Consider the following 22,002-nt stretch of genomic DNA (forward strand, 5'->3'; position numbering starts at 1 on the left):
CCATCAATTTTATATAAATTTCAAGAAATGAAAAAAGCCCCACAATAACTGTGAGGCTTCTATAACTTTTAAACCGCTTTTAGATTAGCTATTAGCAACTACACTAACATAACGACGGTTTTTAGGTCCTTTAACTTCAAACTTTACTTGTCCATCAATTAAGGCAAATAGAGTATGGTCACGACCACAACCTACATTAGTACCTGGGTGGAATTGAGTTCCACGTTGACGAACTAAAATGTTACCAGCAAGAACTTCTTGACTACCATAACGTTTAACACCTAAACGTTTACTTTGGGAATCACGACCATTACGTGATGAACCACCAGCCTTCTTATGTGCCATTGTTCGATACTCCTATTAAGCGATTGCAGTGATCTTCACATCAGTGAACCACTGACGGTGACCTTGTTGTTTACGATAGTGTTTACGACGACGGAATTTAACAATTTTCACTTTATCGCCACGACCGTGCTCAACAATTTCTGCTTTAATTGTTGCACCTTCAACAAACGGAGCACCAACTTTGATGTCTTCACCATTTGCTACCATTAAAACTTTATCGAAAACAACTTCTGCACCTGTTTCGACTTCAATTTTTTCCAAGCGAACGACTTGTCCTTCGCTAACTCGGTGTTGTTTACCACCACTTTGGAAAACTGCGTACATACTTAACTCCGCAATAAAAAGCAGACGATTACTTGATTAAACATATATGTCTGCGCGATTAATCTTATAGGGCGTGAATTTTACGCAAAATTTATCCTTGTTGCAAGCGCTGTTTACCAAAAGATCGCAAAAAGTGATAAAAAAGATCAGCGATATACTGTTTTTCAAGCTACAATCATAAATTACAATTTATCTTCAAAATAAAATTATAAAATAATGTTGAGTGTTCATATGCCGAAAAAAAAATTTCGCTACACTGCATCAATTATTAATCGTTTAACACTATTAATGTTTTTTTTAGGTGCTATTGCTTTAGTCGCATTATCGTTTTCAATTCAAGTAGCCAATGATGCAAAAGGTGGTGCATATATGGTCAATCAATTGGGGTTACTGAGAATGAAAAACTACCAACTACTGACCATGATTCCACTCAATGAAAAAGAGTATGACCGTTTAAATATTTTTATGGATATTTCTTCATCACAACAACATTTAATGATCTTAAAACGCTACAACTTAATTAATGAATTTAATCAATTAAAAATCGACTGGAAAACGCAACTTACTACTAAAATAAAGCAAGCACAAAAAATTGATGATATAAAAACTGATATTGAAAACTATGTTAATCGTATTAATCATTTGGTACATAGAATTGATCAAAAAACCGAAAACAAAATTTATTATATTTCACAAATACAACAATTATTTATCATTATCATCATCTGTTTTTTAATTATCCAAATTTATTACTTACGTCACCACCTCCTTGCTCCATGGAAAAAACTGATTAAGATGGCTGACGCGATTTCTAATCACGATTTTAGTCAACGATTTAATATTGGAACAAAAAAAGATGAATTTGATCTATTAGGATTAGCTTTCAATAAAATGTCAGCGCAGATCGAATCACAATATTTATCGCTAGAAAAACAAGTTATTGAAAAAACAGCCAAATTACAAGAAACCAATAAAATTGTTTCGTTTCAATATCAAGCAACCAAGCAATTACATACGTCAGAACCATTGTGTGAACGTTTTTTAAAAATACTACGTAAATTAGAAGATTTAGTGCCATTAACACAATTTCAAATTCGCTTTTATGAATCCGATGATCCTAACCACTATCAACAAATCAGTTACGATAATCAACATAAACTACCTTACTGCCAAAACTCCAAATGTAGTGCTTGTTTAACCGCAACAACGTCTTATCAACAAAATAGTTTTCAGCGTTATTGGTATCTTCAAGAAAATGGGGAAAAATATGGGATATTATTTGCGTTACAACCAACAGAAGTAATATTAACTAATGAACAAGAAAGCTTAATTATGGGACTAATTGAACAAATGACCACCGCAATGAAGCTAGAAAGAAAAGTAGAACAACAAAAACAATATTTATTGATGAAAGAGCGCTCAGCCATGGCTAGAGAGCTACATGATTCGATAGCGCAATCACTATCTTGTTTAAAAATACATCTTAGCTGCTTACAAATGCAGTCAGATTTAACATCTCAAAACAGTATTGATTTATTAGCAACCATGCGCAAAGAGATCAATATCACCTACTCTCAGTTACGAGAACTGATTACCTCTTTCCACTTACGCCTTAATCAAACTGGCTTTTATGCCAGCTTAATAGAATTAATTGAAGAATTTAATCAAAAGTTACAATTCAAAATTCAGTTTGAATACCACTTGCCACTTAATATTATCAATAGTAAATATGCTTTTCATTTATTACAAGTAATTCGGGAAGGGCTTAATAATATATACAAACATGCTAAAGCTTCACATGTCAAAGTGAGTTTAAAAATAGATGATAATCAAATCATCTCTATTTGCATAAAAGATGACGGTATTGGTTTACAAAACGATTTAAAAAAAGATAATCATTATGGTCTAATTATTATGCGTGATAGAGTCGAAATACTAAATGGTAATTTAGCAATAGATAGTAACCCCAATCAAGGAACACAAATTGTGGTAACATTTAAAGCCAATAAAACCATTCCATTTAAGGCAATAAAAGAGTAAGAAATGGAACAAATAAATAGTTCAATACTGCTTATTGATGATCACCCAATGTTAAGAAATGGTGTGAAACAGTTAATTAATACAGTAAATCATTTCGAAATTATTGGTGAGACTGGCTCTGGAATAGAAGGCGTTAAACTAGCAGAAGAGCTTGATCCTGATATTATTCTGCTTGATATCAATATGCAAGATGTTAATGGGTTAGAAATATTACGCTACTTGAGAGAGAAAAATATCTCTAGCCGTATTATTATATTTACAGTATCAGATGCGAAAGAAGATATTATCACAGCACTAAAAAACGGTGCAGATGGTTATTTGTTAAAGGATATGGAACCTGAAGATTTTCTAAAATCGCTACAGGATATTTCAATAGGCAAGCTCATTATGGATAATGCTATTTCGCATATTATCCTCAATTACATGCGTCATAACAAAGAGCCAATCACAAAGCAAATACATGATGTCAGCTTGTTAACACCAAGAGAAAATGAAATTTTTAATTTACTAGTCCAAGGATTATCAAATAAACTGATTGCAAAAGAACTTGGTATCGTAGAAAGTACAGTGAAAGTACACATCAAAAGTATATTCAAAAAACTTAATTTTAAATCCCGAATGGAAATGACCGTATGGTATTTACAAAGTAAGGAATAAAATTATCCATTGAAAAATAAAAATAGATAAATCTTCATGCCTAATCCTTAATAAGATAATTACAAAACACAAAAATGGAGCATGGTCATTAAAAACTACAAAAGTACAATAACTTATAATAGAATTGGATAAACAAATAGCCGCTAGTTATAGCCATAAAACACACAAAATCTAAAATAGGAATGTTTGAAATGCCAATATTGATCAATGCTTATTCTACAGTAACGCATCCACCAGCCATTGATTTCCCTTGTGAACGTTTATATCATCGCGGATTAGATGATTCTGAATTGATGAAACATCTTGATGGTTTTATCGGTTATGTCATGCAAGCAGGAGATGGACAGATGAATTCACATCGTTATGCTTTGTATCGCCATATCCAACGAGTTAAACATCAATTTGCCTTTGAGATTGAAGAAGATAATTTCGGTGAATTTACCACTTGGGGCTGGCAGGCAAATGCCATTATATTGATGCAGGATGGAACTATTCGTAATCCTGATGGAGAAGTATTGCAATATCCTGATGGTGATATTGATTTAGATGCAGTTATCCCTTACCCACCAGAAGCATTAAAGCGCAAAACGAAAACGGAGCAGTATTTAGCCAAATTGGGATTGCATACGCCGACACATTTACCACCGGTTATTGCCGAATCCGAAGTAATTCTTAGAACGCCTGATGAGGTAGCTAAACGTGCTTTAGCGATAATGTTAACAGGTATTCAAGCCGAAAGTTTTCGCGAGAATGATCCGATTAATCCGATGGAATTTAAAGAACGTTGCCCAATAGGATTTGCGGCTTTATCAAATAATGAACATGACTTTATTTATAGCGGGCAACCAACAGAGCAAGATGTGATCGATATGTCTTGGAAATACGAAGCATTATTACCTTTACAATGGGCAATCAATTGGCAATCTGAGCTCCCTTTTGCTGATACTATCTGTAATGTTTCATCGCTAGTTGACGAAGGAATGCAACATAGTGAGCAAGACATGTCTACAGTGACCTTAAGACCTGTTAGTGAATTGTTAGATGCTTTAGATTTGCACTACCGCTTACATTGGATAACCACAGATTTTCGAATGAAAGATAAGCAACCACCTGCATCGATTATAAGTGATGTTATTCAAGAACGCCATTATGCATTAAATTGGTTAACTTGCTTTGAAAATGCAGATTGGGATGATGTTGATACCCCAACCTGATATTTTTATCTCATCATTTGGCTAGCATCATGCCCATATTAAATTGATAGATACTTTACTCATTGGCTAATGATTCATTTCATTAGCCATTTTTTAAAGTAAATAACTGAACCTTTTATAAGTGGCGAAAAAATACAATCGTAGAATTGTGCACAACTAAAACTGACCTGCCTATTCCAATTAATGTTCAGAAAACCAACTCAGTTTTTCACGTAATGCCACAACAGGTCCAATAATAATTAAACTTGGGCTACAAGCTTGCAAAGATAATTGTGTTAAATCACATAATAATCCCGATACTACTTTTTGTTTTGTCGTAGTGCCTTCTTCAACAATAGCTACAGGCGTATTTGCATTCATACCATGCTTAATTAATTGTTTTTCAATACTTTCAGCTTGCGACAATCCCATGTAAAACACTAACGTCTGTTTTTCAGCCGCTAGGCTTTGCCAATCAAGGTGACTACCGTCTTTTAAATGACCGGTGATTAAACGCACACTATGGGCATAATCTCGATGCGTTAATGGGATGCCACTATAGGCAGAGCAACCTGAAGCGGCCGTAATTCCAGGTACGACAGAAAAAGGAATATCGGCGTTAAATAATGTTTCAAGCTCTTCACCGCCACGACCAAAAATAAAGGGATCGCCGCCTTTTAGGCGTACAACACGCTTACCTTTTTGCGCTTGCTGTAAAAGAATCTGGTTTATTTGATCTTGGGGAACACAATGGAATCCGGCGCGTTTACCAACAAATACACGCTTAGCATCTCGACGAGCAAGATTCATAATGTCATCTGAGACCAATCGATCATAGACAATAATATCCGCTTGTTGGATCTGTTGTAATCCCTTTAACGTCAATAATCCCGCATCACCAGGCCCAGCGCCAACTAAAACTACTTCGCCACGGGCATCAAGTGATGTATCAAATAACTCATTCGTGAGTTTTTCAACATCATCAGAATCACTATTAGCAAGCGCTTGAGCTAATCTATCATGCGAAAAGAGTCTTTCCCAAAAACGACGTCGTTCCGTCATTGTTTGGTAGGTTAGTTTAACTTTATCGCGTAAATAACCAGCATATTTAGCTAATTTACCTAAATGTTGAGGTAATATAGACTCTAGTTTTTCGCGCAATAATCTGGCCAAAACAGGGGCATGTCCTTCCGAAGAGACGGCAACCATAATAGGAGAACGATCAATAATCGAAGGCATAATAAAACTTGCCGCTTTAGGAGCATCAACAACATTACAAAAAATACATCGTTTTTCAGCCTCAATACTCACTTTTTGATTAGTCTCTTGGCAATCTGTCGCAGCAATGACTAGCCACTTATTATCAAGTAATTCAGCATTAAATTCCCCTTGAGCTAGGGTAAGTTGTTTTTGCTCATGCCAACACATAAATTGTTCATTAAATGTTTGCGCATTCACTGTGATACAAGCACCCGCTTCAAGCAATAATCGCGCCTTACGTTCAGCGACTTCACCACCACCAACTAATAAACAATCACGATTTTCTAACTTACAAAATAGGGGGAAATAATCCATAACACCTCAAAATAGAACATTCTCTGTTTAAAACTCACCAACACCTAGCCTTTAATAATAGAACTTTATTAATTAGCCTATTTTAATCACCCCGCTATTTTGTATCATTAATAGCAATTAACACAAAATAGAAGACTAAACAATTTAGCACTTTTTAAAAGAAGGGGAATTATTCATTATACATTCCCCCCTAGGTTGATTATGGTAATAACATCTCGTTAATTAAGTGGTTATGCTGGGCGCTCTGCTTTCGGCGTTGAATACCAATATCCTAGCCCCATAAATAATGCGCCAGAGACAAGATTTCCTAATGAGACCCATAACAAATTATAACCAATTCCAGTTAATGTGTAAGCTTCACTATGATGACCAAACCACGAAAGTGCAAATAAGGTCATATTTGCAACCGAGTGTTCATAACCACAAGCGATAAATGCTAATAAACACCACCAGATAGCAATAAATTTTGCCGAGCCTTCAACTCGATTAGCCATCCAAATTGCTAAACAAACTAGCCAGTTACATAACACGCCTCTAAAAAATAATGCAGACGCCGTAGCCGATGTTTTGGCTAATGCTGCGGTATGAACCAAGCTGGTATCAGTGGATAATAAAGGCGTTGCCGCATAACAATACAATGCAGCTACAAAAATTGATCCTAATAAATTACCTAACCATGTTTGCGGTAATACCAACCACATTTGACCATGGGTGATTTTTTTGCATTTAACACCCAGAGTTAAAAACATGGTATGCCCAGTAAATAATTCCGATCCGGCTATAACAACCAATGTTAATGCAATACCAAACGTTGCCCCCATAACTAACGGTCTGATTGCCGGATCAACAAGATTTCCTAAAGTAAAAATTAAAATAATACCAAGCCCTACATAAGCCCCAGCCATAGCAGAACTTACCCAAAAACCAAATGGATTTGTTTTTGCCAAACGAACAATGCGCGCAGCATTGGCTGCACATTTATTAATTGTTTCTGTATACATAATAACTTTGTCCTTTTAAAAATAAGTTTAGTGCGATTTTACTTGTACTATCCCATCGTCATTAACGGTTACGTCATAATGAGCGATCGAGTATTGTTCATCTTCAAAACAATAGCCATCTTTTAAACGAAACCGTTGTTTTTTTAGTGGGCTTGCCACCCATAACTGATTTTCGTGCTCCGCAATAATGCCACGAGATAAAACACTGGCCTTAGCAAAAGGATCAATATTACTAATCGCATAAAGCTCAGCATTATTATAAGGACGGAAGATAGCAACATGATCATTACCGACAAGAGCACAAACGCCAGTGCCTGGCAAAATATCATCAAGTTTACAAATAGTTATCCATTGACTCATATTATTCCCCTAATATTACTTTACGTTCTTCTGCTGTAGCTGGTCGATGCTGATCGCGTTCAGGTACAATTTGCACATTCTCATCCCGTTTGCTGCTGTTAATAAAATGCGCAAATCGAATTTGTTTTGCATTATTTTCAACCGTTTCTTTCCATTCGCATACCATTAATTTACGTAAGCGTGCCATCTCACTTTCTAGCTCTGCATTAACACCTAACTTATCGTCTATAATAACGCTCCGTAAATAATCAATACCGCCTTCTAGATTTTCAAGCCAAACTGACGTTCGCTGTAATTTATCTGCAGTGCGAATATAAAACATCAAAAAACGATCGATATATTGAATTAGTGTATTTTTATCGAGATCCGCAGCAAGTAAATCGGCGTGACGAGGCTTCATTCCCCCATTACCACACACATACAGATTCCACCCCTTTTCAGTGGCAATCACCCCAATATCTTTACCTTGCGCTTCGGCACATTCACGCGTACAACCAGATACACCCAATTTAAATTTATGCGGTGCACGAATACCTTTATAGCGGTTTTCAAGTTCTACCCCTAATCCCACACTATCACCTACACCAAATCGACACCAAGTACTACCCACACAGGTTTTCGCCATTCTTAACGCTTTGGCATAAGCATAACCACTTTCAAACCCTGCTTCTATTAGATCTTTCCAAATAGCAGGCAGATCATCTTTTTGTGCACCAAATAGACCAATACGCTGTGAGCCGGTAATTTTAGAATAGAGTTGATATTTTTTAGCGATTTGACCAATGGCAATTAATCCTTCTGGTGTAATTTCGCCACCTGCACTGCGGGGAATAACAGAATAAGTACCATTTTTTTGAATATTACCTAAGAAAATATCATTACTATCTTGCAAAGGAATTAAATTATCTTTAAGAATATAATCATTCCAACATGAGGCTAATAACGATCCAACTGTAGGTTTACAAACTTCACAACCGTAGCCATTACCATGTTTTTTAATCACTTCATCAAATGACTTTAAGCCCTCAACACGAATTAAATGATATAACTGTTGGCGCGAGTATTTAAAATGTTCACATAAAGCATCGCTAACCTCGATCCCTTGTTTAGCTAATTCCAAATTAAGAATTTGCGTAACTAATGGAATACAGCCACCACATCCAGTGCCCGCTTTAGTTTCTGCCTTAATGGCTGCAACTGTATGACAACCTGCATTAATCGCATGGATAATTTTTTCTTTAGTCACATCAAAACACGAACAAATTTGTGCTGAATCGGGAAGCGCATCAACCCCCATAGCCGGCTTTGCACCTGCATGTGCTGGTAGTATCAACGTATCAGGGTGTTCGGGCAGATCCATATCATTAAGCATTAATTGTAATAAATTACTATAATCCGACGTATCGCCGACCAATACCGCACCCAAGAGTTTTTTATTATCACCCGAAACAACTAATTTTTTATAAACGGGCGTTGTCTCATCTAAGTAAACATAACTACGACTGCCCACAGTTTTCGCTTTAGCATCACCAATACTACCAACATCGACCCCCATCAGTTTTAGCTTGGCACTCATATCGGCGCCTTCAAATTTATCAGCTTGCCCCATTAAATGGGCTAAGGCAATCTGAGCCATTCTATAGCCTGGTGCAACCAAACCAAAAACCTTGCTTTGCCAACAAGCACATTCGCCAATAGCATAAATATCAGAATCTGATGTTTGACAATAATCATTAATCACAATCCCACCGCGTGGACCGATTTCTAACTCACACTCTTGAGCTAATTTATCGTTTGCTCTAATACCAGTTGAAAAAACAACAAAATCGACTTCAAGTGCAGAACCATCTGCAAATTGCATGATTTTACCTTCAGGGGAATGAATAATTTCTTGGGTATTTTTACTGGTGTGAACCCCGACTCCCATCTCCTCAATTTTACGACGTAATTGTTCTCCGCCTTGCACATCAAGCTGTTCAGCCATTAACACTGGAGCAAACTCAACCACATGCGTTTGCATACCTAAGTTTTTCAAAGCGCCCGCAGCTTCAAGCCCTAACAAGCCACCGCCCACAACAGCGCCTTTTTTACAACGCTTTGCACATTCCCGAATGGCATCAAGATCTTCTATCGTACGGTAAACAAAACAATCCGAACCATCAGCCCCTTTAATCGGCGGCACCCAAGGATAAGATCCTGTCGCAATAATCAATTTATCATAAGCAACAATTCGCCCTTGTTGAGAATGCACCTCTTTACGCTGACGATTGATTAATATAGCCCGTTCATTAAGTAAAATATTAATATTATTCTCTTGGTATAATCCTTCACGAACCAGAGAAAGCGCTTCGGCAGTATGCCCAGAAAAATAAGAAGAAAGATGCACCCGATCATAGGCAAGACGTGGCTCTTCACAGAAAATAGTAATATTGAATTGATTGGACTGCTTTTTATCAATTAACTCTTCGACAAAACGATGCCCAACCATCCCATTACCAATAATAACGAGATTGGTTTTACTCATACAAAACTCCAATTTTATTTTAATTTAATGATTTAATTTTATTTTGATAACATTGTATGAAACTTTGTACAGATTATAACTACCCTCAAGGATTACCACTTTAGTAGTAAAAGTGATTGTTGAAGTCATAATTTGAAGTTAAGGCTTGTTTAAAAATAGATAAAAATCAAAAATACCTATCAAAATACCCGACTTAATTACCCAGCAAATCAATAAAAACAGCTAAAAAAGTTGCCAACCATAATTAAATGTTTATAATTAGCCGACTAAATAAATTGAGTAATGATAATTGAATTACAATTCTAGAAAGCTTCCTTCACGTGAAACCTTAGCGCGTGCACAAAGATTTAATAATGACATTGTTGAAGTTTCTGGTGTTGATCTGGTTTTAAGTTTAATCACAACCGCCGATCTCATTCGCGCAAATATCTATGCACAATTAGATAAAGATTACGGCGTTTCTGAGGGTAAATTTGCCCTACTGATGTCACTGTATTCAGAAGGTGAAACCTGTGCCAGCGATCTTGCTTTGCGCATTGGCGTAACACCGGCGACGGTATCTGTCATGGTTAAACGCATGCTGGCATCTCCAGCGCCTTTAATCTCGATGACAAAAAGTGGTGAAGATGGTCGTTCTCGTCTAATCACCTTAACAGATGCAGGTGAAAGGCTGATTCAAGAGGCATTGCCTAACCACCTTAAATCAATTCGCGCTTTTGCGCAGGTGCTAAACTCGCAAGAACAAGAGTCTTTAATCGCGATGTTGCGCAAATTATTACGAAAATAACGGACTTTAATCATTAAAGTCATTCTTTTTACTTAAATAGTTAGCTGACTAAATAAATGGAAAATAAGCTATATATGAAAAAAAATGTCAAAATTCCTGTTATCTTTTTACTTCTACTCATTTTTGGCTCATTTTTAATCTTTGTAGGTTCAAGAAATGATGCGGTATCTGTTGCCAAAAGCATTAAATCTGGCGTATTAACAGCTGACGAAATTAATATTGCCTTTCAAAATGTCGGCGGAAAAGTCACCCAACGATTTGTGCAAGAGTCACAAATGGTTAAAAAAGGTGATCGGTTAATGCAATTAGAAGACATCGATACCAAGCTGGCTATCGATCGCTTACAAGCTTTAGTTGATAGCCAAAAAGCAGCAGTCAATCAAGAACAAGCCGCTATTGAAATTACGGAAAACGAAACTAACCTTTCAGAATTAACAACTTGGCGCAAAATTGAAGAAGTACAAGCCAATTTAGAAGCAGCAAAATCTGCTCGCAATTTAGCGACAACTGAATTTGATCGCCAAACCCAATTACGCAAAACAGGTGGCAACTCACAGTCACAACTTGATAATGCACGTAATGCATTTATTAATGCCAAAATGCAAGTTGTGCAAATTGAAAGCCAATTATCGACTTTAATGATTGGTGCAACACCAGAACAAATCAGCCAATTTGAACAAACACAAAATGCAACCGGTATGACATTAAAGTCCATCTTAATTGCACGGCAAAAGCTCCAAAATCGCCAAAATCAATTAGCACAGCTTAAGGCACAACTTGCGCAAGGTGAAGCTGAATTAAAACAGTTACAACTCAATTATGAACGACTAACGTTAACAGCACCTGAAGATGGAAAAATATTAAAACTGATGTTTGAAGATGGCGAAATGGTACCCAACGGTGCACCAGCAGTATTGTTAGAGACTAACCGCAAATATATCGACATTTATGTGAATGAAAAAATGGTGAATGATTATCAACCTGACACAACTATCACCGCTAATGTGATTGCGCTAAATAAAGAAGTAAAAGGTAAAGTCCGCTTTGCCACCGCTGCGCCATCATTTGCCGATTTACGTATGACACGAGAACGTGGTCAAGCCGATCTAACCTCTTATCAAGTTAGAATTTACATAGAATCGATTCCAAAACTATTAACCGGAATGACACTTGAGGTGGATCAATGATGCAAAACATCATTAAATCTATGCTTGAAGAACTTGACGCCATGTTGTCAGGTCACTTTATCCCTTATTATAAAGTTTCGCTTGGCTTAGCGGCCATTGTTTCGCTGGTGTTTTCTATTGTATTAAGTCATGGAGCCGTATTTGAAGGTAAAATTGCAGTGATTGACCTTGACGGCTCAAATTATTCGACGGAATTAATTAGTAAAGTCAATACATCACCTTACATTGAAGTAACCGAGGTCATAAGATCGCCAGTAAACCCCATAACCTTAGTTTCACACGACCGTAATTTAGGTGTTTTATATATTCCTAAAGGCTTAGAAAAAAGCTTAAAAAAAGGCGAGCAAACCGTTCGCCTAGGTTATTTTGCTGATGACACCAATGATGCACAAAATGCCAAAGTACTACAAAGTCTTAATGAATATATTCCTGAATTAGGCGCCGAACTGAGTGTTGGTAAAATCGCCGCATTAGGGCTTGGTAAAGAAGGCATTGAAGCGACCTTATCACCCATGCAACTTAAAACACGCTACCTGTTTAATCCAGCGAGTTCATCGACAATTTCAACAATTATTTATTTTGTTTACTTTTTTTCATCATTAACTTACGGGTTAACCTCATTAATGATTATTGGTCGATTAAAAGTAACCGGCATGTGGCAAATGGCCATAGAAAGAGGCTTCTTATCTTTATTAGCAAGAACAATTCCTTATGCGCTATTTTACACAACCGCATTAACCCTTATTACCGCTATACTGGTAATATTTGGACAACTGCGTTTTGAAGGTAACTATTTTGCTTTTGTACCAAGTGTATTTATGACAGGGCTTGCTTTTGGTTGGTTAGCCTTTTTACTTTCTTGGACAACAAAAAACCCGGGCGAAGGTGCGGGCCGAATGATCTTCTTGGTTCCGCCGGGGTTTATTATGGGGGGATCAACAATGGCAGTGGGTATTATGCCAATTTGGACATACTACATTAGCCACGCATTTCCATTAGTTTGGTTATTTCGATTTTTCCGTGATTTTGCCATGCGAGGGCGTTCACTGATTGATATGTTAGCAACTTATGGGGCTTACATCATCTATTTAACGGTTATTGCTTTTGTGGTAATGATGTTTGTTGAGCGAGTCAAAAAGACAGCTAATGCATCATAATTATTAGTGGTTTTAGTTTCGAGCGTTTTAAGCATTATAAAAAATAACAATGCCTCGCTCGAAACAAAATAATCAATAAAATTATCTATATTAAAAAAAGCCTAATTCACTCATCATACTTAATTAAGCACAAAACCTATTATGTTTCTATTCTAAACGACTGTAAATTTCAACTATCTTGCTCATAAAGGGGAAAATTTGTGAGCACCATCACTTATAGCATAAAATTTCATTTCTTTTATTCTTATCAAGGATTATCTTTTTACAAAAAATAAAGAAAGCCGTTATTGCATAATCCAATTAAAACTCAAATACCGAAAATCAGTTTTTATTCTTATAAAAACATTGTGCAGACAACAATTACCATAAAAAAATTAAGCATTGCATCAATGAAATCATCATCTATATAATTCAGAGGAAAACATATGAAAAAAATAGTATTAAAAGGGATATTCGGTTTAGCATGTATTGTATCATTTTCAACATATGCAGCAGATAGCCATGATGATTACACTTTAGAGCAAGTTGTGGTTTTTAGTCGCCATGGTTTACGTGCTCCGTTAGCTAGTCCAACAAGTACTCTAGGAAAAATCACCCCCAATCAATGGCCACAGTGGGATACGCCAGCCAGTTATTTAACGACACGAGGAGGAGCATTAGAAAGCTATTTTGGCCACTATTTTAGTCAGTGGTTAGCCGATAATAAATTATTAACCGCCGATAACTGTCCAAACGAAAAAGATGTTTATATTTATACTAATAGTCTTCAACGAACTATTGCAACAGGTCAGTTTTTTATTGTCGGTGCCTTCCCCGGATGTATTTTACCTATCGTTCATAAAGAAAAACTTGGTCAAATGGATCCCTTATTTTCCCCTGTAATTAGAGATGACAGTGTTGAATTTAAGCAGGCTGCTATTGCTTCAATTAACCAAAATGCGGATGTAAATGGTATTACAGGTTTAAATAAAAAACTTAACAACGCATATCAAAATATGGCTAAGATAATTGATTATCAAAAATCAACTAATTGCATAACTGACAAACAGTGCGACTTTATTGATTTACCAACAGAATTAATAATAGAAAAAGGAAAAGAACCAGGCATTACTGGACCACTGCGTACCGGCACATCAATTGCTGACGCCTTCATTTTACAATATTATGAAGGAACACCTTTAAAAAAGATTGCTTGGGGTAAAATAAAAGATGAGCAACAGTTAAAACAACTTGTTGCTATTAAAGAGCATTATAATACCGTACTATTTGGCTCACCTACCGTGGCAAAACATGTTTCTGCAAATTTAGTGAATTATATTAATCACGCTTTTACTGACAATGGAGACACAGCTAAATTCACTCTTTTAGTGGGGCACGATTCCAATGTTGCTTCATTATTTTCCGCTATGCAAATTCAATCCTATAACTTGCCTAATCAATTTGAAACCACACCGATCGGAGGTAAAGTCGTATTTGAAAAATGGCGCGACAATCGTAGTGGTGAGAATTTAATGAAAATAGAATACTTTTACCAATCCACTGAACAAATTCGCAATTTATCACCATTAAATCGTAATAATCCACCACAAAAAGTTACGCTAATCATGACAAACTGCCCAACTAATGCGAAGGGGTTCTGTTCTTTTTCAACGTTTAAACAGGTAATGGGAGATATCATTAAATAAACAATAAATCATTCATAGTAAGCCGTATTTGATTATGATTTCAATACTTATGAATAATTAAATTGCCGTCACTTAACACATTTCAACCAGCAGAGATCACCTGCTGGTAATTAATTTATTAACGTTTCTGCTAATTCAAAACAACGCCTTAATCTTTCATATTATAATTTACCTGCACTACCGCAAATGCGAATTTTATCTTCAACAATTTTTTTCATGGCGGCTTTTGCCGGCTGCATATAGTGCCTAGGATCGTTGGCGTCAGGATGGAGTTTAAAATCTTGTTTTAAAGCATCTGAAAAAGCAATTTTTAATTCGGTTGCCACATTCACTTTACAAATGCCCAAAGAAATTGACTGCTTAACCATTTGTTCAGGAATACCGGATGCACCATGTAAGACTAAAGGAATATCAACTTTATTGCGGATTTTTGCTAAACGATCAAAATCCAGTTTTGGCTCACCTTTATATAGGCCATGTGCTGAACCGATTGCCACCGCTAAAGAGTCAATCCGAGTTCGTTCAACATATTCTTTAGCGGCATCGGGATCAGTAAAAGCGCTATCTTTATGATCGACAATAAGATCATCTTCTTGCCCGCCTAATCGACCTAGTTCGGCTTCAACACTGGCATTATATTTATGACTAAAAGCAACCATTTTACTAACTATGTCAATGTTTTCTTCAAAGGGGTGATGCGAAGCATCAATCATAATTGAGCGAATTCCTGCCTCTATTTTTGTTTGAATATCACTGATATTTTCATGATGATCCAAATGTAATGCAAAAGGAAAATGGTGAATGCTTGCTGCTGTTTTACAAATACTGATTAAATACTGTATTCCTGCGTAACTATAAGTTGCTGGCGTTGCTGCAAGTATCACGGGGGATTGCATCTGTTTAGCTGTATCAATAACAACTTGGATGGTTTCAAGGTTGTGTATATTAAATGCAGGTACAGCATAACATTCACGTTGAGCTTTTTTTAACATCTCTTGACTAGAAATAAGATACATAATTTAATCCTCATTAATCTGTTATTTTGCAATGATCTTTGTGACTTTAACTTGTTGATAATACTTGTCATAATTACCCATATTGACAAAACCGGTCTGCGATTCCATTGCATTTAGCATTCCCATAGTCATCGCACGTTTAAGCATTACCTCTACAGTTTCATTTTCATGGATGCTGACAGCAAGCCCAGATAACGTAACATCCCCCGATCCAACAGGATTCACCACGTTAATTTTAGGAATTGAAACTTGGTAATAGTTGTGATGACAACGAGCAAAAGCGCCATTTTTACCTAATGAGATGATGATAAAAGCAATATCATTCAATAAAGGATGATTGATGGCTTTAACTAATGAAGTTACATCATTTGGATCGATATCCATTTGAATAATCTGCTGTAGTTCATCTTTATTGGGTTTGATTAAAAAAGGTTTATTTTTAGACACGAGCGTTTCCAATAACATTTTACCCGATGAGTCTAGCAATACTGGGATCTGATACTTATTTGCCTTTTCAATTAATTGAGTATAAAAATCAACTGGAAACCCTTGTGGCAATGACCCTGAAATAGTAATAACCTGAGCTTGGCTAAGCAAATTCTGGTAGTGTTCCAGAAAAACACTGACATCATAACTATCTAATACAGGCCCTGACTCTAGGATTTCAGTTTGATTTCCCTCATGTAAAATGGCAATACAGTTTCTTGATTCATGTTGAGTGATATAAAAGTTGTAATTGATATTATCTTTATCTAATTGTTTTTGAATGTACTCGCCAGTCGTTCCACCAATAATTCCTGATGCAAGAACGGGAATACCTGAGTATTTAATGCCTCGAGTTACATTAAGCCCTTTACCTCCTGCGGTTTTTTTTACCTCTGAGACTCGATTAATATCATTAATCACAAACTTATTTAATGGATACGATATATCCACCGAAGGGTTCATCGTAATTGTTAATATCATATTCTCACCTACGCATTCATATCGTTGTGAGAAATAACAAGCTTAAATGATCAATATCATTAAATCGACTTGGCTAGAAAAAAACGATTTTATTGTTCACATTTATAAAAACTAACCATTTAATTATTATAAATATTTATTGACCAATTAAGCATATTAAAAAGTACACTATTGTAAACACAAATATTAAACCTCTATTAATTTAATACCTTTTTCTACAAATTCTTGTTTACAACTATTGTCAACATCAGTATCGGTAATAATGGTATTGAGTTGGCTAAGTGGTAACACAACATTAATACCATTACGCCCAAATTTTGATGAATCTAGCACGGCAATCACATTGTTAGCGGCATTAGCCATAACACTGCTGATAGTGTAACCTTCGTTAAACGTTGTTATTCCTCTTTTTGCATCAATTCCATCTGCACCAACAAACAAAATATCAGCAGAGATGCCAGTTAACGATTGCTCAGCAATTTTTCCATGAAAAGAACGCGTTTTATGTCTAAGTGTACCACCACACATAAATAGCATAATGTCACTATTGTCTGATAATATAAATGCAGAAGTAAGACTATTGGTAATCACAGTAATATGCTTCAATTTTACCAGTTCTTCAGCTATCAACATAGTAGTACTACCACTATCTAAAATAATAGTATCACCTTCTTTAACATATTTAACCGCTTCAATTGCAATACGTTTTTTAGCTTCTATAAATCGCTGATAACGTTCTTCTAATTGCAGTTCTTTAAATGATTTTAAGTCTCCGTTATTTATGATTTTGGTTGCTCCGCCATGAAATCGTGTTAGCACTCCTTGTTTTTCTAGCAATCTTAGATCGGTTCTGGTTGTGACCTCCGAAACATTGAACTGTTCCGACAAATCAGAAACTAACACCGTTCCTTTCATATTAAGAAGTTCTACTATCTGTTGGCGTCTTTCACTTGCATTCATATTATTTCCTTTTTCGAAAATTTTTTAGCAGTGTATAACAAACAGAATCAAAAGATAAGGTTTCATTTTCAATGGCTGACTTAAATCAAAATAATTACATGCAATTTAATAAAATTTTGCCATTCATAGGGCGACCATTTAAGGCAGTCACTTGTTTAATAAATGAATCAAAGTCACCCATGCCAGCAATCAGCTCATCAAGTTTAATTTTTCCATCTATAAAGTACTGACTTACTAGTTGCCACTCTTTACCTGGCCATGGCGCTGAATAGTTCATCCAACTGCCTAAAATTTGTAACTCTTTCCGTAAAATCAGTCCGAAAGTTTTTTCTGGAAGTGTAATATCATGATGAAGTGTCCCCACCAAGGCTATCTTCGCTCTAGGGCCTGCAATTTCAATCGACAAGTTGACTGTAACAGGTGAACCTGCGGTTTCTAATACAACTTGATCAAAGCGTGATGAAGATAAAGCTTGGTGAATCGCTTCGGAGCTAAGTTTTTGAGAATGATATACCGCATCAGCACCTAATTTTTTGGCAAGATCGAGGCGCTGCTGGTTAATATCAATAACCGCAACTGATTTAGCTCCCATTGCCTTGGCGCATTGCATTGCAAGTAATCCAATTGTACCACCACCAACGATGACAACATTTTTGCCCTCACATCCATCAGCCAATAACAAAGCATGCATACCAACGGTCATTGGTTCAAAAAAAGCACCCTCAAGCGGACTGATACCTTTAGGTAATTTAAATGCATTTTTCTTATCTAATACAATATACTCCGCAAAGCCACCGGCTATCCTTGAACCCACAAAAGTGTAATTTTTACAGAGTGAATAGTAATGCTTTTGACATTCATCACATTTGAAGCATGGCAATAATGGTACGCAACAGATTAAATCACCATTGTCAAACTCAGTCACGCCATGCCCCGTATCCACAACTGTGCCACTAAATTCATGACCAAGTGTAATCGGGTAAAAATGAGCACCATGGTGAAATATACGCGGAATATCTGAACCACATAATCCACAATAAGCCACTTTAACTAAAATTTGATCTGGAGATGTTATTTTGGGCATTTCTATATTTTGTATAGATAAAGCTCCCCCTTCGTTGACAACAACCGCTTTCATGTTATTTTCCTTTATTGGTAAACAAATTACGTTGATGTATTGCTTTCACTCGTTACTGAGTGAAAGCGTTCTGATTGATTTTGGTGATGACTGTTTTGGGATTATTTTATTACTCCATCTTCTTGAGCTAATGATTGATTTTTTAGAAATAACTGGTATTTTTGGGCACGTTTCCATGTCAAAAATAAGCAGAAAAGGTAAAACAATCCAATAAGGGCAAAACCAATAGGTTGTTTCAAGTTGACCAACTGAACCATAAGATAAGTAATGGGTGACCCACCTTGATCCATTGCCCCAACCGAAACACCATTATTCGTAGTCATCGTGCCTGCATTAATGGCTAGTTGAGTAGTCAATGGAACCATTTGGGTGGCAATCCAAAGTGTAATGGCGATAATAATAGAGCCTGAAACAATGATCCTAAACAGATTCCCTTGATGCACCGCAACCCCCATTGCAATAAAAAAGCCAATAGTTGCCAGATCACCAAAAGGTAAAACTTCATTACCAGGTAGGATGATGGCGATAAAAATACTTAATGGAATAAAAATTAAACTCGCCGATACCACCGTTGAATGCCCTAATAACAATGCGGGATCTAAACCAATAAGAAAATCTTGCCCACCAAATTTGGATTGCAAGTGTTTACGTGCTTGTTTAGAGATCGGTGTTAATCCATCCATAATAGGTTTAATTACCCGTGGCATTAATAACATTACCGCTGCAGTTTGAATCGCTAGTTGTAGCGTTTCTTTCACACCATACCCAGCTAATAAACCTAATATGATGCCCATAAATAAGCCAACAGTAACCGGCTCACCAAACGCACCAAACCGTTTTTGCATATCAACAGCATTAAAATTAATCTTATTAATGCCTGGTATTTTTTCAATGACAGCATCAACAAAAACAGCAATTGGGCCACAATATGCAGACGTACCATGAGGAACCGCAATACCGTCAAGCTCAAAAAAATCTTTGGTATCTTTGGCAAACCAATCACCCAGTTTATAAGCAATAATGGCATGAACAATAACCCCTGCAATACCAAGCCAGTAAGAGCCGGTTGCAATGTAAACCAGCGCGCCGGTAAAGGTCATGTGCCATATATTCCAAATATCTACATTAACCACTCGAGTTAACCTTAAAACTAACATAACAATATTCACTGCAATTGCGATAGGAATGGCAACTAAAGCAATTTGTGATGCCCAAGTCATTGGTGCAGCCCCTGGCCAACCAACATCAATAACATTTAGGCTAATATCAAATCGTTCGGCCATCGCTTGAGCTGCCGGCCCAACCGATCTGGTTAACAAGCCAACGACTAGACCGATACCAACAAACCCTATCCCTATATGAATCCCTGCTTTTAATGCATCACCTACTTTCATTCTTAGCACTAACGAAAATAGGATAATCACAATAGGTAACATCACCGATGGACCAAGATCCAAAATGTACTGCATAATTTCAGTAAACATAGATTTATCCTTTTAAAATAGATAAAATTTTTTCTTTTAACTGGTCGATACCCACACCAGATACAAAAGGCATGCCATGAACAATTGGAATATCCCCAAAATGTTGATCCATTCTGGCTGTAGTACAAATCAAATCAACATCATCAATAAACGTATTAATTTCATTAATACGACATTGAATGAGGTCAAGTTGAATGTTATTTTCGCTGCATAACTCTTTTATCTCTTCGGCAGCCAAAGTTGATGTTGCAACCGCACCGCCACAAGCAACAATAATCTTTTTTTTCATAATGCCTCCTGAAACTTATTGATTAAATATCACGTTATTAAAACGCACCGCTATTTCATTTTGCTGAGCATTTAATAAAAATTGATAGAAGTCTTCATTTTGTAAATTTGAAAAAAGTGCTTTTAATAGTTCAATTTGATCTTCTGGCGCAGTAACAACAAGTGAAATAATCAGTGAAACATCAACGGTGCTGTCATCATCGGCTCGATTAAAAGCAACCGGTGTTTGAGTCCGAACAATAAAGATTGCCGGTGTATTAGCATGCGTTGCTTCACAATGCGGAATCGCCACAGCATACCCATCAAAAGCAATACCTGTTGGAAATAATACTTCCCGTTCAATTAAAGCTTGCAAATGGCTTTCTTTGACAATCCCCTTGTGTTGTAATTGCTCGCTAATATAAGTTAATGCCTCTAATTCATTGTCAAATTTAAGATTGTCTTCGAAAAGAAGCTGACATTTATTCATCATTGCCCTCCACTATTGTTTTCTTATTTAAGGTTTTAAATTACAACTTTCGAAAACAAAAGCAATATCGAAATACTATTTACTTTCGAATTAAAAAGCAAATAGGGATTTGTATTTTTGTGATCGAAATCTATTTTTCAATGTAAAGAGCAAAAAAATAGATAAATGACTATTTAAGAATTAAAAATAAAATCTGATCCAGATCACAAAAAAAACTTTTTTCAATTGCAAAAAAAGATTAACGTGCAAAAATGTTACCCGTAACAATCAAAGGTATACTAAGGAACAGCAATGACGAAAAAAAACAAACAAGTTTTTGTATTAATGGGTGTATCGGGTTGTGGTAAATCAGCGGTAGCCAAACAAGTAGCTTATAACTTAGATGCCGCGTTTTTAGATGGCGATTTTTTACATCCTAAAGCCAATATTTTAAAAATGCGCAGTGGCACGCCTTTAAATGATGAAGATCGAATGCCTTGGCTTAACTTAATCAGCAATGCCGCATTTGCCATGAGTAATGTTAACGATGTTTCGATTATTATCTGCTCGGCGTTAAAACGAAAATATCGAGATATTATTCGTGGTGAAAATGAAAACGTACATTTTATTTATTTAAAAGGCAGTTTCGATGTCATCGCTGAACGCCTAGCGAAACGCACAGGCCACTACCAAAAAACCGGCATGCTTCAATCGCAATTTGATACACTTGAAGAGCCAACAGCCGATGAAAAAGATGTCTACAACATCAACATTGAGCAACCATTAAAAGACGTTGTGCATGATACTGAGCAAGTAATACGCGCAACATGCCATTGCTAAAAAAGAAAAGAAAAGAAAAGAAAACAT

Annotated in this window: 21 protein-coding genes; 8 read left to right on the plus strand and 13 right to left on the minus strand. The window is 36.2% G+C overall.

All coding sequences use genetic code 11. From position 1 onward, the window contains the following. Positions 1-84: 84 nt before the first annotated feature. The gene (gene rpmA, locus GA0061081_RS06340; RefSeq protein ID WP_034915250.1) at positions 85-345 is read right to left on the minus strand and encodes a 50S ribosomal protein L27; all 261 of its coding nucleotides are present in this window, start codon (positions 343-345) and stop codon (positions 85-87) included. Between the two features lie 15 nt (positions 346-360). After that, complete coding sequence (gene rplU, locus GA0061081_RS06345; protein WP_025314436.1) at positions 361-669, minus strand: 50S ribosomal protein L21; 309 nt, start codon at positions 667-669, stop codon at positions 361-363. A gap of 231 nt (positions 670-900) precedes the next feature. Between rplU and narX the strand changes: the two genes are divergently transcribed. The 3 genes from narX to GA0061081_RS06360 all read left to right on the plus strand — a co-directional run bounded on the left by narX (position 901) and on the right by GA0061081_RS06360 (position 4,580). After that, on the plus strand, positions 901-2,709 hold the full coding sequence (narX, locus tag GA0061081_RS06350) for a nitrate/nitrite two-component system sensor histidine kinase NarX (protein ID WP_167349318.1): 1,809 nt from the start codon (positions 901-903) through the stop codon (positions 2,707-2,709). A gap of 3 nt (positions 2,710-2,712) precedes the next feature. Next, complete coding sequence (narL, locus tag GA0061081_RS06355; RefSeq protein ID WP_091348437.1) at positions 2,713-3,366, plus strand: two-component system response regulator NarL; 654 nt, start codon at positions 2,713-2,715, stop codon at positions 3,364-3,366. A gap of 191 nt (positions 3,367-3,557) precedes the next feature. Further along, positions 3,558-4,580 (plus strand): DUF4272 domain-containing protein, encoded by a 1,023-nt coding sequence (locus GA0061081_RS06360; RefSeq protein ID WP_167349319.1) that lies wholly within the window; start codon positions 3,558-3,560, stop codon positions 4,578-4,580. 180 nt (positions 4,581-4,760) lie between these two features. On the opposite strand, the gene cysG is transcribed toward GA0061081_RS06360, so the two are convergent. The 4 genes from cysG to nirB all read right to left on the minus strand — a co-directional run bounded on the left by cysG (position 4,761) and on the right by nirB (position 10,019). Further along, the gene (gene cysG / locus GA0061081_RS06365) at positions 4,761-6,134 is read right to left on the minus strand and encodes a siroheme synthase CysG (protein ID WP_091348442.1); all 1,374 of its coding nucleotides are present in this window, start codon (positions 6,132-6,134) and stop codon (positions 4,761-4,763) included. A 230-nt stretch (positions 6,135-6,364) separates the two neighbouring features. Next, positions 6,365-7,135, minus strand: a complete 771-nt coding sequence (gene nirC / locus GA0061081_RS06370; protein ID WP_091348444.1) for a nitrite transporter NirC — start codon at positions 7,133-7,135, stop codon at positions 6,365-6,367. A gap of 27 nt (positions 7,136-7,162) precedes the next feature. Next, positions 7,163-7,495: a nitrite reductase small subunit NirD gene (gene nirD, locus GA0061081_RS06375; protein ID WP_091348449.1), complete on the minus strand. Its 333-nt coding sequence runs from the start codon at positions 7,493-7,495 to the stop codon at positions 7,163-7,165. 1 nt (position 7,496) lies between these two features. Continuing rightward, complete coding sequence (nirB, locus tag GA0061081_RS06380) at positions 7,497-10,019, minus strand: nitrite reductase large subunit NirB (RefSeq protein WP_091348452.1); 2,523 nt, start codon at positions 10,017-10,019, stop codon at positions 7,497-7,499. A 289-nt stretch (positions 10,020-10,308) separates the two neighbouring features. On the opposite strand from nirB, the gene GA0061081_RS06385 reads away from it, so the two are divergent. From GA0061081_RS06385 to agp, 4 genes are all read left to right on the plus strand, one after another. After that, positions 10,309-10,806 carry a MarR family winged helix-turn-helix transcriptional regulator gene (locus GA0061081_RS06385; RefSeq protein ID WP_085247173.1) on the plus strand — a complete coding sequence of 166 codons (498 nt, stop codon included), beginning with the start codon at positions 10,309-10,311 and terminating at the stop codon, positions 10,804-10,806. 74 nt (positions 10,807-10,880) lie between these two features. Then, positions 10,881-11,993: an HlyD family secretion protein gene (locus GA0061081_RS06390; protein WP_091348455.1), complete on the plus strand. Its 1,113-nt coding sequence runs from the start codon at positions 10,881-10,883 to the stop codon at positions 11,991-11,993. After that, positions 11,990-13,150 carry an ABC transporter permease gene (locus GA0061081_RS06395; RefSeq protein ID WP_209435379.1) on the plus strand — a complete coding sequence of 387 codons (1,161 nt, stop codon included), beginning with the start codon at positions 11,990-11,992 and terminating at the stop codon, positions 13,148-13,150. Before GA0061081_RS06390 ends, GA0061081_RS06395 begins: the two co-directional genes overlap by 4 nt. Before the next feature lie 425 nt (positions 13,151-13,575). After that, a complete protein-coding gene (gene agp, locus GA0061081_RS06400) occupies positions 13,576-14,835 on the plus strand; it encodes a bifunctional glucose-1-phosphatase/inositol phosphatase (RefSeq protein WP_091348458.1) in 1,260 nt (419 codons plus the stop codon). Between the two features lie 161 nt (positions 14,836-14,996). On the opposite strand, the gene GA0061081_RS06405 is transcribed toward agp, so the two are convergent. The 7 genes from GA0061081_RS06405 to gatA form a co-directional block, all read right to left on the minus strand. Next, positions 14,997-15,851, minus strand: coding sequence for a tagatose bisphosphate family class II aldolase (locus GA0061081_RS06405; RefSeq protein WP_091348461.1), 855 nt, complete (start codon positions 15,849-15,851; stop codon positions 14,997-14,999). Positions 15,852-15,872: 21 nt separating this feature from the next. Beyond that, complete coding sequence (locus tag GA0061081_RS06410; protein WP_091348464.1) at positions 15,873-16,817, minus strand: hexose kinase; 945 nt, start codon at positions 16,815-16,817, stop codon at positions 15,873-15,875. Between the two features lie 186 nt (positions 16,818-17,003). Next, positions 17,004-17,777, minus strand: a complete 774-nt coding sequence (locus GA0061081_RS06415; protein ID WP_091348466.1) for a DeoR/GlpR family DNA-binding transcription regulator — start codon at positions 17,775-17,777, stop codon at positions 17,004-17,006. A 94-nt stretch (positions 17,778-17,871) separates the two neighbouring features. Then, complete coding sequence (locus GA0061081_RS06420) at positions 17,872-18,915, minus strand: alcohol dehydrogenase catalytic domain-containing protein (RefSeq protein ID WP_091348469.1); 1,044 nt, start codon at positions 18,913-18,915, stop codon at positions 17,872-17,874. 101 nt (positions 18,916-19,016) lie between these two features. Next, positions 19,017-20,399: a PTS galactitol transporter subunit IIC gene (locus GA0061081_RS06425; protein ID WP_091348472.1), complete on the minus strand. Its 1,383-nt coding sequence runs from the start codon at positions 20,397-20,399 to the stop codon at positions 19,017-19,019. Between the two features lie 4 nt (positions 20,400-20,403). Further along, positions 20,404-20,688, minus strand: coding sequence for a PTS galactitol transporter subunit IIB (gene gatB, locus GA0061081_RS06430; RefSeq protein WP_091348475.1), 285 nt, complete (start codon positions 20,686-20,688; stop codon positions 20,404-20,406). 15 nt (positions 20,689-20,703) lie between these two features. Then, positions 20,704-21,156 carry a PTS galactitol transporter subunit IIA gene (gene gatA, locus GA0061081_RS06435; protein WP_091348478.1) on the minus strand — a complete coding sequence of 151 codons (453 nt, stop codon included), beginning with the start codon at positions 21,154-21,156 and terminating at the stop codon, positions 20,704-20,706. A 291-nt stretch (positions 21,157-21,447) separates the two neighbouring features. Here gatA and GA0061081_RS06440 point away from each other — a divergent pair, with 291 nt between their 5' ends. Further along, positions 21,448-21,975, plus strand: a complete 528-nt coding sequence (locus GA0061081_RS06440) for a gluconokinase, GntK/IdnK-type (protein WP_091348480.1) — start codon at positions 21,448-21,450, stop codon at positions 21,973-21,975. Positions 21,976-22,002: the final 27 nt, after the last annotated feature.

The organism is Gilliamella bombicola, from assembly GCF_900094945.1.
In the GTDB taxonomy this organism is placed as follows: domain Bacteria; phylum Pseudomonadota; class Gammaproteobacteria; order Enterobacterales; family Orbaceae; genus Gilliamella; species Gilliamella bombicola.

What these genes read in the sequence shown, in the direction of transcription:
- gatA (WP_091348478.1), bottom strand. Translation starts at nt 21,156, where the DNA reads ATGAATAAATGTCAGCTTCTTTTCGAAGACAATCTTAAATTTGACAAT.
- cysG (WP_091348442.1), bottom strand. Translation starts at nt 6,134, where the DNA reads ATGGATTATTTCCCCCTATTTTGTAAGTTAGAAAATCGTGATTGTTTA.
- nirC (WP_091348444.1), bottom strand. Translation starts at nt 7,135, where the DNA reads ATGTATACAGAAACAATTAATAAATGTGCAGCCAATGCTGCGCGCATT.
- GA0061081_RS06440 (WP_091348480.1), top strand. Translation starts at nt 21,448, where the DNA reads ATGACGAAAAAAAACAAACAAGTTTTTGTATTAATGGGTGTATCGGGT.
- GA0061081_RS06390 (WP_091348455.1), top strand. Translation starts at nt 10,881, where the DNA reads ATGAAAAAAAATGTCAAAATTCCTGTTATCTTTTTACTTCTACTCATT.
- rplU (WP_025314436.1), bottom strand. Translation starts at nt 669, where the DNA reads ATGTACGCAGTTTTCCAAAGTGGTGGTAAACAACACCGAGTTAGCGAA.
- nirD (WP_091348449.1), bottom strand. Translation starts at nt 7,495, where the DNA reads ATGAGTCAATGGATAACTATTTGTAAACTTGATGATATTTTGCCAGGC.
- agp (WP_091348458.1), top strand. Translation starts at nt 13,576, where the DNA reads ATGAAAAAAATAGTATTAAAAGGGATATTCGGTTTAGCATGTATTGTA.
- GA0061081_RS06420 (WP_091348469.1), bottom strand. Translation starts at nt 18,915, where the DNA reads ATGAAAGCGGTTGTTGTCAACGAAGGGGGAGCTTTATCTATACAAAAT.
- GA0061081_RS06395 (WP_209435379.1), top strand. Translation starts at nt 11,990, where the DNA reads ATGATGCAAAACATCATTAAATCTATGCTTGAAGAACTTGACGCCATG.
- narL (WP_091348437.1), top strand. Translation starts at nt 2,713, where the DNA reads ATGGAACAAATAAATAGTTCAATACTGCTTATTGATGATCACCCAATG.
- gatB (WP_091348475.1), bottom strand. Translation starts at nt 20,688, where the DNA reads ATGAAAAAAAAGATTATTGTTGCTTGTGGCGGTGCGGTTGCAACATCA.
- GA0061081_RS06415 (WP_091348466.1), bottom strand. Translation starts at nt 17,777, where the DNA reads ATGAATGCAAGTGAAAGACGCCAACAGATAGTAGAACTTCTTAATATG.
- GA0061081_RS06425 (WP_091348472.1), bottom strand. Translation starts at nt 20,399, where the DNA reads ATGTTTACTGAAATTATGCAGTACATTTTGGATCTTGGTCCATCGGTG.
- GA0061081_RS06360 (WP_167349319.1), top strand. Translation starts at nt 3,558, where the DNA reads ATGCCAATATTGATCAATGCTTATTCTACAGTAACGCATCCACCAGCC.
- GA0061081_RS06410 (WP_091348464.1), bottom strand. Translation starts at nt 16,817, where the DNA reads ATGATATTAACAATTACGATGAACCCTTCGGTGGATATATCGTATCCA.
- narX (WP_167349318.1), top strand. Translation starts at nt 901, where the DNA reads ATGCCGAAAAAAAAATTTCGCTACACTGCATCAATTATTAATCGTTTA.
- nirB (WP_091348452.1), bottom strand. Translation starts at nt 10,019, where the DNA reads ATGAGTAAAACCAATCTCGTTATTATTGGTAATGGGATGGTTGGGCAT.
- GA0061081_RS06405 (WP_091348461.1), bottom strand. Translation starts at nt 15,851, where the DNA reads ATGTATCTTATTTCTAGTCAAGAGATGTTAAAAAAAGCTCAACGTGAA.
- rpmA (WP_034915250.1), bottom strand. Translation starts at nt 345, where the DNA reads ATGGCACATAAGAAGGCTGGTGGTTCATCACGTAATGGTCGTGATTCC.